Source organism: Rhodococcus sp. AD45-ID, assembly GCF_003023755.1.
In the GTDB taxonomy this organism is placed as follows: Bacteria; Actinomycetota; Actinomycetes; order Mycobacteriales; family Mycobacteriaceae; genus Rhodococcus_F; species Rhodococcus_F globerula.
This window is the reverse complement of record NZ_PYHL01000001.1, coordinates 1,476,029-1,487,662: the sequence shown is the minus strand read 5'-3', so window position 1 is coordinate 1,487,662 and position 11,634 is coordinate 1,476,029. Positions and strand designations below refer to the sequence as shown.

11 protein-coding genes are annotated in these 11,634 nt (G+C 58.4%); 6 read left to right on the top strand and 5 right to left on the bottom strand.

The genetic code is table 11. The features are described 5' to 3' along the window. Positions 1 to 262: 262 nt before the first annotated feature. Positions 263 to 910: a HemK2/MTQ2 family protein methyltransferase gene (locus C7T36_RS06665; RefSeq protein ID WP_045064230.1), complete on the top strand. Its 648-nt coding sequence runs from the start codon at positions 263 to 265 to the stop codon at positions 908 to 910. A 90-nt stretch (positions 911 to 1,000) separates the two neighbouring features. Here the strand turns inward: C7T36_RS06665 and C7T36_RS06660 are convergent, their stop codons facing one another. From C7T36_RS06660 to C7T36_RS30755, 4 genes are all read right to left on the bottom strand, one after another. Continuing rightward, the gene (locus C7T36_RS06660) at positions 1,001 to 1,204 is read right to left on the bottom strand and encodes a cold-shock protein (RefSeq protein ID WP_003943666.1); all 204 of its coding nucleotides are present in this window, start codon (positions 1,202 to 1,204) and stop codon (positions 1,001 to 1,003) included. A gap of 289 nt (positions 1,205 to 1,493) precedes the next feature. After that, positions 1,494 to 1,970 (bottom strand): ATP-binding protein, encoded by a 477-nt coding sequence (locus C7T36_RS06655; RefSeq protein WP_051730638.1) that lies wholly within the window; start codon positions 1,968 to 1,970, stop codon positions 1,494 to 1,496. A gap of 159 nt (positions 1,971 to 2,129) precedes the next feature. Then, positions 2,130 to 2,906 carry a GAF and ANTAR domain-containing protein gene (locus tag C7T36_RS06650; RefSeq protein WP_045064229.1) on the bottom strand — a complete coding sequence of 259 codons (777 nt, stop codon included), beginning with the start codon at positions 2,904 to 2,906 and terminating at the stop codon, positions 2,130 to 2,132. A 64-nt stretch (positions 2,907 to 2,970) separates the two neighbouring features. Next, positions 2,971 to 3,312 carry an ANTAR domain-containing protein gene (locus C7T36_RS30755; RefSeq protein ID WP_375128372.1) on the bottom strand — a complete coding sequence of 114 codons (342 nt, stop codon included), beginning with the start codon at positions 3,310 to 3,312 and terminating at the stop codon, positions 2,971 to 2,973. 67 nt (positions 3,313 to 3,379) lie between these two features. Between C7T36_RS30755 and C7T36_RS30750 the strand changes: the two genes are divergently transcribed. The 3 genes from C7T36_RS30750 (at position 3,380) to manA (ending at position 5,277) form a co-directional block, all read left to right on the top strand. After that, complete coding sequence (locus tag C7T36_RS30750; RefSeq protein ID WP_373557453.1) at positions 3,380 to 3,598, top strand: GAF domain-containing protein; 219 nt, start codon at positions 3,380 to 3,382, stop codon at positions 3,596 to 3,598. Between the two features lie 46 nt (positions 3,599 to 3,644). Then, positions 3,645 to 3,863, top strand: a complete 219-nt coding sequence (locus tag C7T36_RS06635; protein WP_146153430.1) for an ANTAR domain-containing protein — start codon at positions 3,645 to 3,647, stop codon at positions 3,861 to 3,863. Positions 3,864 to 4,053: 190 nt separating this feature from the next. Beyond that, entirely contained in the window at positions 4,054 to 5,277 is a 1,224-nt protein-coding gene (gene manA / locus C7T36_RS06630) for a mannose-6-phosphate isomerase, class I (RefSeq protein WP_045064220.1), read from the top strand. Between the two features lie 7 nt (positions 5,278 to 5,284). Here the strand turns inward: manA and C7T36_RS06625 are convergent, their stop codons facing one another. Next, entirely contained in the window at positions 5,285 to 5,635 is a 351-nt protein-coding gene (locus C7T36_RS06625; protein WP_239654603.1) for a helix-turn-helix transcriptional regulator, read from the bottom strand. A 943-nt stretch (positions 5,636 to 6,578) separates the two neighbouring features. On the opposite strand from C7T36_RS06625, the gene C7T36_RS06615 reads away from it, so the two are divergent. Both C7T36_RS06615 and C7T36_RS06610 read left to right on the top strand, forming a co-directional pair. Beyond that, entirely contained in the window at positions 6,579 to 8,738 is a 2,160-nt protein-coding gene (locus tag C7T36_RS06615) for an acyltransferase family protein (RefSeq protein WP_052683312.1), read from the top strand. 677 nt (positions 8,739 to 9,415) lie between these two features. Next, positions 9,416 to 11,407 carry an acyltransferase family protein gene (locus tag C7T36_RS06610; RefSeq protein WP_045064210.1) on the top strand — a complete coding sequence of 664 codons (1,992 nt, stop codon included), beginning with the start codon at positions 9,416 to 9,418 and terminating at the stop codon, positions 11,405 to 11,407. Positions 11,408 to 11,634 lie beyond the last annotated feature (227 nt).

Sequence of the window (11,634 nt, the reverse complement as noted above, 5' to 3'; positions counted from 1 at the left end):
ATGCGTCACGCCGTGTTTCTTCCGGCGCGGACTTTCAAGGAAACCATATGGCCGCAATTATCCGCGCCCTTCCCGCGATCCGCCCGCGAGGCGAAAGATGTTTGTGTGAAACATGTCTCGATCGAGTTTGGAGCAGTGAGGAAGTGGGTAAGCCATCTCGCCTGGCGCGTCCTTCGGTGGTGTGAACATGTGCCTCGTCGGGTAGCCGACTTCAGCGACGAATTGAAGACTTCACGCTGACCATCCCACTGAGGAGTCGATCATGATCGTGCGGTTACCAGGCGTGTATCCACCGCAGCACGACACATCCCTGCTGAGCGACGCGCTGCTGTTCGAGCCGTTGACGGCCAGAAGCAGGGTGCTTGATCTGTGCTGCGGAACCGGCGCTCTGTCCGTTGCCGCGAGGCGCGCCGGTGCGGGGCACGTCGTAGCGGTTGATATCTCCCGGCGCGCGCAGGTCAACACATGGCTCAATGCTGTGGTCAATCGAAAACGCGTCGACGCACGCCGCGGTGACCTGACGGATGCGGTGGGCAGCGAGTTGTTCGATCTGATTATCTCGAATCCGCCGTATGTCCCTGCACTGGACGACGCGCTGCCGACGGCGGGCATCGCGCGTGCCTGGGACGCGGGAAAAGACGGACGTAGCGTGCTGGACCGAATCGCGGCGAACGCGCCAGATCACGTGGCTCCGGGCGGGACGCTGCTGTTGCTCCAGTCTGCGCTCTGTGGAGTCGACAAAACCGCGGCGATACTGGAGGAATTCGGGATGCTTGTCGAAGTGTCGGCGCGTGCGTCGGTTCCGTTCGGCCCGGTGATGACTGGGCGCCGGATGATGCTGGAATCGCGCGGGTTGATTACGGCCGATCAGGATACCGAGCAACTGGTGATCATTCGCGCAACGAAATGACGACCGGGATTACACATGAGAAAAGGCTGGATGCCTGCAGCTTGTGCGGGCTTCCAGCCTTTTCAGTCTGAAGTCAGACGGGGATCGAACTCAGATGGCGCGAACGTTCTGAGCCTGGGGGCCCTTCTGGCCCTGTCCGATCTCGAACTCGACCTTCTGGCCCTCGTCGAGGGACTTGTAGCCGCTGCCCTGGATCTCCGAGTAGTGAACGAACACATCCGGTCCGCCACCTTCCTGCTCGATGAATCCGAAGCCCTTTTCACCGTTGAACCACTTGACACTGCCCTGAGCCATAACCAAATTCTCCTGGATCCATCGAGCCGAGCCCTCCCATCGAGAGTTCGGTCTCACCCTTGATCCTGCCATGCTCTTCTTTTTCTGTCTTCGATAACTTCCACAAAACCTTGACGAGTATCGACAATCAGGACATCGACTCACGAGTGCGATTCACCTAATAGTGGCTCTGACCTGCTGTGGAGTTGTGTCTGAGGGGTTTGCGCGTCATAGGCGATGTTGCGGATTTTTTTACGCTCGGCGTGTTATCGAAGGCGGGATGTCGGGTGGAGAACCCATCCGATACGTGTTACTCGGGGCGCTGAAGAAGGTTCTTTTGCAGGGTTACCGTCACGGTAGCGGCGTTAGTTGCATCACGCCGGGGAGCGTCGTCGGTCCCTATGTAGGCAATTGCGCCTTGGCGCACAACGTCGAGTTCGGCGTGGTCGGTGAGCGACTCGAGTACAAACCAGCTGAACGAGCTTTTGCCGGCGGGCTGTTCTGCGGTCGAGATTGCCGACACTGCGATACGGAGCGCGTTCTCCGGGGCTGTGAAAGTGCAGGTGATGTCTGTACCTGGTGCTGCCAGCGCGATCAGCATGCTGGCTGCTTCGTCGATGGCCAATTCGAGGTCGGCTACGCCGTCGACGTCGAACCCGTGGTTGTAGGCGATGTTGCAGGTCATTCCACGTAGGGTGCTGAGTTGGTCGGCTGCGGCGCGCACTCGAATACAGGCGAGTGTGGGGATTGTCGATCCCGCGTGCAGATCAGTCGGCAAGGTTGTCACTGGCTATGCTCCTGGGTCGTGTCGTAGGGTCTGAAATCGGGTAAGCGAGGTTATAGTTACTTCGCTCCACAGACAGAGGCATACCCAGGTGTAATTCGTTATAAACCAATGGTTCGGCAAAGTGACGCAAGTCGTACCCTTGGTTTGTTTTGTCCAAATTCACCCTGTGGCTTTGGCGCGCTCGACAATCTCCTCGGCAATGACATGCAGCTTCTGCTGCTTTCGTTGCGACTCCTTGACGAGGACGTCGAACGCCGCTTCGGAACCGAACCCGTGTATTGCCATCAGGATTCCTTTGGCCTGTTCGATGGTTGCCCGGGACTTCATCGCTGTGTTGAGACCCGCGATTTCGTGTTTCGCGAACTCGATTTCCCTCGACACGCGCAATAAACCCTCGATCGAGGTTGTGTACACACGCAGGATCAACGCGTCCACTTCGCTGAATCCGTGGGCGCCACGGCTGTAGATGTTGAGTGCTCCAGCGTGCCGGTCGTAGATCCAGATGGGGGCGGACAGGAAACTCTGTACTCCCGCTCCGCGCAGATTTGCTGTGAAGGTGGGCCATCGCACTTCGGAATCCGCGACAGTAGCGCGCACGACTGATCGCGTCCGCGCGGCCTCGAGACACGGGCCTTCCCCGGATATGTACTGTTCGAAGTCGACATCCAGGACTGCTTTGTCGGTGCTCGCTGCGGTCCGGGGGACCCCGGATTCGGAGAGAAGAGTCACCCCGGCCATGTCGGCTCCGGAAATTGTCTCCACAGTGCGTACGCATATGCGTTCCAAGAGAGCATCGGTTGCGCTGCCTGGACCTACGCGTGCGGCGACATCGGACAATGCGGTGACGAGCGCGTCGAGTTTCTCGATGAGCTCGCCGGGATCGATGTCCTCGCCCAGTGCTCTGTCGAGGACGTTGTCTTCAGAGCGCTCCTTCATGCCTACCCCGCTCAACTGGTTACTCAGGCCGGCCCGTCATCAATGGACGCGTGTATCTGACGGACTACATCAGTATATTGTCCGAATTTGCGGCGGATCGGGTTTCCAATTCACGAAATGCAACCGAAGCGTCACAATCGTTTTGGTTCATAACGACGCCCACCGCACGTTCGACGTCGACTCGCGCCCCGATTGCGTCGCGCAGAGCGCCGGCCGCTCTGCCACGCTTGTCATCGCGAGCCGCAGCTTCGAGAGCACTTGAGTGAACCCACCGGTGATTGTCCGGCAAAAGTGGTACTGCAGGCGATTTGGGAGGTGGCAGGTGGCGTGGTTCATCGCCGACTCCGACTCTTGGACGGGGGAGGCGAAAGCGATTGAAAAATCCGCTTGGGGGACTGCGGGCCACGGATTGAATCGGCGTCGAGATCGTCTGCGAATCCGTCGAGGAGGGGTTTGAACCGCACCACAACCTGGTGCACCGCAACCCTGTAGTGCTGAGCGCATTGACGGGGTCGGTGGTCGTGATCGACGACTTCGAGATTGTCGGCCCCAGATGGCATGCGTTTGCGCAAGCCGCGGCGCGCTCCGGACTCGGCGCCTGCCGCGTATTTCCGCTGAGGCTTACCGAGCGGCCTCTCGGTGCACTTTGCTGTGTTCACGACCGATCCGTGGAATTCTCGCCCCCGGGATAACGCGTTTGGCCAGTCGCTGGCTGATCTGGCCTCAATTGCACTGTCGATGTCCGATGTTGACGTACGGTCTGGAGCGGCAACCATTGCGGCACAACATATTCTGGCGTCCTACATCGCAATCGAACAGGCCGCTGGAGTGGTTGCCGAACTCGATCAGGTCGACTTCGACTCTGCCATGCAGGCTTTGGCTGCCCGCGCACAAGACCGGGGGATGACAGTTGCTCAGTATTCCGAGCATGTAGTCGAGGATCTCGAATTTCGTTGATCGCAGAATTGGTGATCGATTTCATTGCGGCGTAGGAAATTTCAGCGAGGCGTGCGGGACTTTGGTCCGTGAGTCTGGTGGACGTAGTGCGCGAGTGTGGTTGCTGTTTTCCCTTGTGTTGGCCTTTGTGCGAGTCTGAGCGCGCCGATCCTTCACGCGGGAGGATTCTTGCTATGTGGGGAGGTGTGCGATGGAACTGATCACCGGAGTGATCAAATCCTACGACTGGGGTTCGCGCCGCACCCTCGCAGAATTGGCCGGACGGCCATCTCCGTCGCCCACACCAGAAGCAGAACTGTGGTTCGGTGCGCACGAATCAGCACCCTCGGCAGTGGGGGAACCATCCGGTTCGATCACTCTGATCGACAGGATCCGCGAAGATCCTCAGACGCAATTGGGCGCGCAGTGCGCCGAGGCCTACGACGGAACGTTGCCGTTTCTGCTGAAAATCCTGGCAGCAGAAAAGCCGTTGTCTCTGCAAGCTCATCCCACCAGTGCACAAGCCGAGGCGGGATTTGCTCGCGAAAATGCTGCCGGCATTGATCTCGCGGCCAGTTATCGCAACTATCGCGACAGCCGGCACAAGCCGGAACTTGTTGTTGCACTAAAAAGATTCGAAGCTCTGGCAGGCTTTCGCGACATTAGTTCGACGGTGACGCTGCTGACCGCGTTGGACCTTTCGGGTGTGGCCGACGACATCGCATCGCTGGCGGCCAATCCGTGCCCAGCGGAATTGAAGGCGGTGGCGCTTCGTTGGATGCGTAGCTCACGCGAACATCACGATCGGTTGGCGCTCGAGGTGATCGAGAGGGCAACCGCGCTGCTGGACTCGGGAGGACGGGCCGTCGACCGGTTCGAGGCAGAGTTGTCGACCGCACTCGACCTGGCTCGCCGCTATCCCGGAGATCCAGGGGTGCTCATGTCGCTCTTGCTCAATCGGGTGTCCTTGGCGCCGGGGGAAGGCCTCTTTCTGCCGGCAGGGAACCTTCACGCGTATCTCAGTGGAAGCGCTGTCGAGATCATGGCCAATTCAGACAACGTTCTCCGTGGTGGACTGACAACCAAGCACATCGATGTGGACGAATTGTCGAGCATCCTCGACTTCACTCCGATCCCGGTGGATGTTCTCGATCCGGAGCCGAGCGACCGTGGAAGCGAATACATCTACCCGGCTCCCGTCCCAGAGTTCGTTCTTCGGCGATGGGAACTGGACGGGAACCTCGAAGTAGCTCTCGGCGGAGATGGTCCTGCGGTGGTGCTGTGTACAGCGGGGCGGGTGAAGATCCGGGCGGGCGATCACCAGATGGAAATCTCAGGTGGAGAGGCCGTATGGCTGCAGGCGGGGGATTCGGTCACGATGACAGCTACAGATGGTGGGCCTGCGCAAGTATTCGCCGGGGCGACACCCGGTTAGAGGAGTCTCACCAGCCATTACTTGCGTTGTCGGCCGTGCGGCTCAGGATCTTGACTGTGGAGTCTTCGCGTCGGGAAAGCTCCGCCAACAGTTCTTGCGTACTGAGCTCCGACGTCGGTAGTCCGTCGGGTGAGGCCTCTTCGACTGTCAGGTACTCCGCAGCGATCAGGATCTCCCGGATGGGGGCATTGAAGACGCGACTGGCCAAGCGCATCGTCTCCTGAGTGGGCGGGCGCTTCGATCCGAGCCACCGTTTCAACTCGGACGGTCGGATCTGTAGCGCACGCGCAGCATCGGAGATGTCTTGGTCAGGGCGAAGTTCTAGTTGACGCTCGACCCATCGAGAGAAACCGCTCATAACGGACATATTGCCTGAGTGTGGGTCCGTACACCAGAGAGCGTGGCGATTTCTTGGTGTGATGTAGTCCGTTCTGCGACAGGTGGGCAACTTTTCCGTGCAAGACGCGCATTCGGCTAGTTACAAAATGCTAGCTTGGAGACCTCGTCTTCATTCCTATCCGCGGCTCGAAGGGCGCTGCATCGGGGGATGCTGCAGCCGCCGGGTTGCCCTGTCGTTTCCGTTATTGACGATCGTGGGTTGAATCAGCGCGAATTTGTGAAGCAATGCGCGGTACAAAGTGAGTAATTCTGGGGCGGATGGTCGTAGTGTTTCGAGCCTTTTGCACCACCCCGTGAGTCGGTCGAAGTGAGACGATTCCTGAGTGACGAAAAGCTCTCGATCTGGACGAAAACTCTTGCGCATCGATCCCCGCATGGATCCCACAGGCCGGCTGGAAACTCTGCTTGTTATTGGACTGTGTCTGCTTGCCGTAGCGGCGGTCGCATGCGGACTTATATACGACCAAAGTCGTTGGGGCTAAGTATCTTCTGGAGAATCACGAGGGTGAAACCCGTGCGATTCTCCGCTACTGCACTTCTGAATCGTGTGGTGGACGTTTCTGTCAGGCCTGCTGTCTCCCGTGTCAATTCCTGCGCGCGAAGAGTCGCTACGCCCGCGCGTTCCTGGATGGTGCTGGTTTCGCGCTTCTTTGGAGCAACGATGCACACCTGATACTCGTCGGGTTTGCCTGGCTTTCCCACGCGGTCATTGCCACACCCAATACAAAAAATGTAGCGATGGGCGTCACACAATGAGAAATTCTGGGTGGAAGCGCTCCGTCCTCTATTCGGCGGACCAAGGTCCATTGTGAATTTTACGAACAGACAAACCGACCGGTTGACAGCTATATTTCCGTCAATCCCTCCAACATTCCGAGGGCCATTTATGAGGGGTCGATTTAGTGGTTACTGCACTAGTGGCGAGGAAGAAGCGCGGTCAGCGACATAGGGGTGGCCAGGGGGCAAAGGCACACCAACGTCTCGACATCCAAGGCCTACGCATGGTCGCTGTCATGCTTGTGGTGCTGTCGCATCTCTTCGATTGGCCGCGCGGCGGGTTTATCGGCGTCGATGTCTTCTTTGTGATCTCGGGGTTCTTAATCACCGGATCGTTGATGCATACCGTAGAGAAAACGGGGAGCATTTCGTTCTCGAGCTTCTACCGTCGACGTGTCCGGCGAATTCTGCCCGCCGCAACCCTCGTCTTGGTCGTGACAGTCGCGGCCGCGTATTTCGTCTACGGGCGATCGGGTTTCAGATCGACTGCCCTGGACAGTGTCGCGGCATTCTTTTTCGTCTCGAACTGGCGCTTCGGAATCGAAGGCACCGACTATTTCACCGCATCGGGTCCTGTGTCTCCGCTGCAGCACTACTGGTCGCTGAGCGTCGAGGAACAGTTTTACTTCGTGTGGCCCGCAGTCATCTTCGTGATTGCAGTCGTGGCAACACGAATGGCCTGGACAGGTCGGGCCCGGATCGCGCTCGCGGGTGGTGCCATGGGCGCCGTCGTCCTGGCATCGTTCACCTATTCAGTTCTAGACACGGCGACCAATCCGACATGGGCGTACTTCTCCACTCTGACCAGGGTGTGGGAGCTGGGTGTTGGGGCGTTGTTGGCCATCACGATCGCGTATTTCGAAGGGATCCCTGATCGACTCCGTCCATTTATTGCGTGGGCGGGATTGATTATGATCGGAGTCGGAGCTTTCGCGATCACCGAAACTGGTGGCGGGTTCCCCGCTCCCTGGGCGGCAGTTCCCGTGCTGGGCGCGGCATTGATAATATGCGCTGGTGTTGGAGGCTCGCAGAAATATCTGCAGGTGCTGACAAATCGAGTGAGCACCTATATCGGTGACATCTCGTACTCGCTTTACTTGTGGCATTGGCCGGTGATTATCCTGCTTGCTGCCCTGATGGATAGCGGAACTTACTACTACATTGCAGCACTTTTCCTGATGTTCGGATTCTCGATCGCCTCCTATCACTTTTTTGAGAACCCGATTCGGGCCTCGAAGTGGTTGGAGACGGGAGCGGAGCGGAATGATCGTTCATTCCTAGATATGTCTCGCTGGCGTTTGCCCACCGTGAAATTGAGCGAGACCAATCAGAGCATTGGAATTGGTACGCTCGCATTGGTCGCTGCAGGACTCATGGCGGTCGCCCTCGTGCCGCCAGTCGTGAGCGCTGCCTACGTATCCGCCGTCCCATCAACGTCGGATAGTTCTGCGACGGCAGTTGAGTTGACTGGTCGGGCGAAAGACATAAGCGACGCACTCAGGGTATCCCAATGGCCTGCCGACTTGAGCCCTTCATTGGATGATATTGCGAACGCAAAGCCGCCGGAAGACTCGGATGACTGCGGGCACACCGAGGCTGGGAATCCGACCTACTGCACCTATGGGTCCGGCAATAAGCTTGCAGTTGTCGTAGGCGATTCGATTTCCATCACGTGGCTGTCGGGGATACGTGAAGCGCTCGTTCCTCTGGGATACAAGATTGTCGGTCTGACTCGTGCAGCGTGCCCGGCGGTCGAGGTCAAAGTGACGAATGATGGCGTACCCAACGCCGACTGCAATACGCACCACGACTGGGTCCCACAACGAATCGCAGAACTCAAGCCCGACGTCGTTATCGCGTCAGGCAACGAGGGACTGATGAAGTATCTCGAGTCAGGCGCCGAGGGCGAGCAAGCAACGCAAGAATGGCAGGCTGGCGCAGTCGCTGCATATCGGTCGTATGCAGCGACCGGCGCAAAGGTTGTCGTCCTGTCCCCGGCACCCGCCGGCAAGAACCCGCAAACGTGCGTAAAGCGCACTGGCGGCCCGGCCACCTGCGTGAGCACCGTCCAACCACTCTGGCGGTCGGCAGCAGAAGCGGAGATGGCCGCTGCTGCGCAGACGGGTGCCAAGTACGTTGACACACAGTCGTGGTTTTGCACCACGGAAGGCATCTGCCCGATGTTCGTCGGATCCACAACCATGCGGCGGGATACCGTCCACATCACCCCCCAGTACTCGAAGGGGCTGGCACCTGAGCTAGCTGATGCCATTCTCTTGAACTAGGTGATCTGAGCAGTTCCTGGGATACGCCCGATCTTCAATCTTCGTGAGTGATTGATTGACCGTTCTCGGATCGTAAGCTGAGGTGGCCTTGGAGGTGGGGTGATTCGTCGACACTCGGGATTGGTGCTGCGCCTCCTCACCCCCAGCCCTCGGAGGGGAGTAGTTCAGTGAGGCGAGTGGCAGTTTTCTTTGCATCTACCAGGAATATGTCACAAGCGCGCCGGACTGTGATTCACGGAATCCAAGTTGGCGAGCATAGCGGCGAGTCTGTTCGTTTCGATAGAGATACACAGCGGCGTCACGCACACGGATCCCGAAGAGTGGAGTGCGCTGCGATGCGAAAGCCGATCTACGGTTGTGTCGGGCCGCGAGCACGGGTCGTTGTTTCGGGCCGTGCTCCGGATAGTTCGAGTTACATCAGAACTCACCACTTCAGTAGGTTGTAAATGGGCTATCTGTCCCTTGTTCGGTAGGGCTAAAGTCCATTGCGGATTCTTCGACAAGGCGGATTGTCCATTCAGCGGCTATATTTCGTTAGTCCCTCGAACCGTAATTGAGGGCCGGTCATTGAGGGGTAAATTTTCGTGGTTTCTTCACTGCTGCAAAAGTCCTGGCGCGGAAGTAGGCACGATAAGGAGTCGACACCGAAGCCGAACTTTCGGCCGGACATTGAGGGCATGCGTGCGATTGCGGTCCTCTTCGTACTTGTCTGGCACGCTGGTGTCCCGTGGTTACCGGGCGGTTTCATTGGCGTCGATGTCTTCTTCGTAATATCTGGCTTTCTCATGACCGGAATTCTGCACCGGGAACTTATGAATACCGGCACCGTATCGATCGCCAAGTTCTATGCTCGGCGAGCGCGACGTTTGATACCGGCAAGTGCCCTTACTCTTGTGGTGACGGGTATCGCAACGTGGCTTATCCTTCCACCGACGCGTTGGTGGAGTACTGGCCAAGAGATCGCGGCAGCCGGCGCGTACGTCGTCAACTGGTTGCTTGCATCAGGATCGACAAATTACCTCGCCCAAGATGCGGCTCCGAGTGCTGTCCAGCATTTCTGGTCTCTCTCGGTGGAGGAGCAGTATTACCTTGTGTGGCCAGTGGTCATTGTCGGCCTCGGCCTTGTGGTCCGACGGTTCAGGGAAGTTTCCGCAACCAAGCTCGTGCTCGGTTTGCTAGTCGTGGCATTCGTCGTCTCGTTCGGCTGGTCTGTTCTGCGAACACCAGTTGCCCCGGGCCCTTCGTACTTCGTCACGACTACACGCATATGGGAGCTTGCGCTTGGCGGCATCGTTGCGATGACGATGGCGACGTGGGGTCGACTTCCTCGCATGCTTGCTGTCGTCGCGGCATGGTCCGGTGTCGCTGTGGTGTTGGCGACGGCGATGCTGCTTCCGCCTTCTGTTCCGTTTCCCGGCTGGATCGCGCTGATTCCAACATTGGCGGTGGCAGTCATTATTGCGGCCGGTCCCGCCGCGCAGGACGCAGGGCCGGTTCGGGTTTGTCGCAATGTCGTTGTACAGAAAATCGGCGCGATGTCCTACTCGCTATACCTATGGCACTGGCCTGTGCTTGTAATCGGTGGGTACCTCGTAACCGGCGGAATCAGTGATCTGTCAGTGACTATGGGCGTCCTACTTGTCCTTCTCTCTGTGATTCCAGCGGCATTGTCGTATTACTTCGTTGAGGTGCCCATTCATACGCGTCGAAGCCTTTCCACGAAAAGTTCCCTTCAGATCGGAGCTTTAGGCATCGTCGTGGCGCTTGTCGCTGGCGGTGCCGTGGCGGGCGCTGGACTACTCGCTGAGAGGTCCGCCCCACGCCCGGTATATACGAGCGCGAGCAGCCCAGTCGACTTCGGTGCCCAACGAATCGGACAACCGGGTTTCGACAGTCTGACTGCTGGCCAAGCAATTTCACCGAGCCCTCTTGTTGCGGCGGACGACAATCCGCCGGTGTATGCCAGGGGATGCCAGCAGGGCTTCGCGTCATCCGAGCCTGTCGCGTGCGAGTTCGGCAACCTCGATTCGGAGACAACCGTCGCCTTGATAGGCGACTCGCATGCTTCACACTGGGTAGATGCGATGGAGTACGTTGCTCAGCAACGAGGTTGGCGCCTGATCACCTTCACGAAGTCATCGTGCGCGCTCATCGATGCCACTGTGATCAACCGAGGCGCACCTGCACCGATATGCTCGGAGTGGAACGCACATGTTATGTCGGAGATTGAACAGATCAAACCGGCAGCGGTCTTCACTTCGAATATCGACTATCAGGTTTCGGGTGCGGTCGACAATCATGCGGCGATGGTAGCGGGGATGGCTTCGGCGTGGACCAAGGTAACTAGCATTGGAATTCCCGTGTTCGTACTCCGGGACACGCCTGCGTCCGGAGTCGACCCTGCTGACTGCCTCGCTGGCCATCTGGATTCCCCGAATCTCTGTGCGACAGACCGTGCGAGCGCTTTCGGAACACGAGGGCTAGCGCAACTCGAGGCGGCAGAAATCGCGCCTGTGAAGGTCGTTGACGTCACTGCAGCGATCTGCCCGCGCGATCCGTGCTCTCCGGTTATCGGTGATGTGATGGTCTATCGTGACCGCACACACATGACCGCCACCTATTCCCGATCGCTCGGACCTACTCTCGACGCGGCGCTTCCGAATGTGTAGCTAATTCCTGCGCGTCCTTGTCGAGCTTGCCTGGTGCCGCCAATGCGGCGGCTCCGTTGGTGAGGTTGCGTGTTGGTGTCGCTCGGCAGTTGTGGTCAATCTGGTTGCGTAGATGACCATGTCGACGAGAGCGCTTCTCCAATCCGATCAAACTATTTCGAGCGTGCCGTTCGCGATGAGTTGAGCAGGTACAGCCGTTGTGATTGCCTTTGCGTTAAACCTATCTC

Bases quoted from the DNA above. Each gene is read 5' to 3' on its own strand.
- C7T36_RS06635 (WP_146153430.1), top strand. From the start codon at position 3,645: ATGTCCGATGTTGACGTACGGTCTGGAGCGGCAACCATTGCGGCACAA.
- C7T36_RS06610 (WP_045064210.1), top strand. From the start codon at position 9,416: ATGCGTGCGATTGCGGTCCTCTTCGTACTTGTCTGGCACGCTGGTGTC.
- C7T36_RS06650 (WP_045064229.1), bottom strand. From the start codon at position 2,906: ATGAAGGAGCGCTCTGAAGACAACGTCCTCGACAGAGCACTGGGCGAG.
- C7T36_RS06665 (WP_045064230.1), top strand. From the start codon at position 263: ATGATCGTGCGGTTACCAGGCGTGTATCCACCGCAGCACGACACATCC.
- C7T36_RS06625 (WP_239654603.1), bottom strand. From the start codon at position 5,635: ATGAGCGGTTTCTCTCGATGGGTCGAGCGTCAACTAGAACTTCGCCCT.
- manA (WP_045064220.1), top strand. From the start codon at position 4,054: ATGGAACTGATCACCGGAGTGATCAAATCCTACGACTGGGGTTCGCGC.
- C7T36_RS06660 (WP_003943666.1), bottom strand. From the start codon at position 1,204: ATGGCTCAGGGCAGTGTCAAGTGGTTCAACGGTGAAAAGGGCTTCGGA.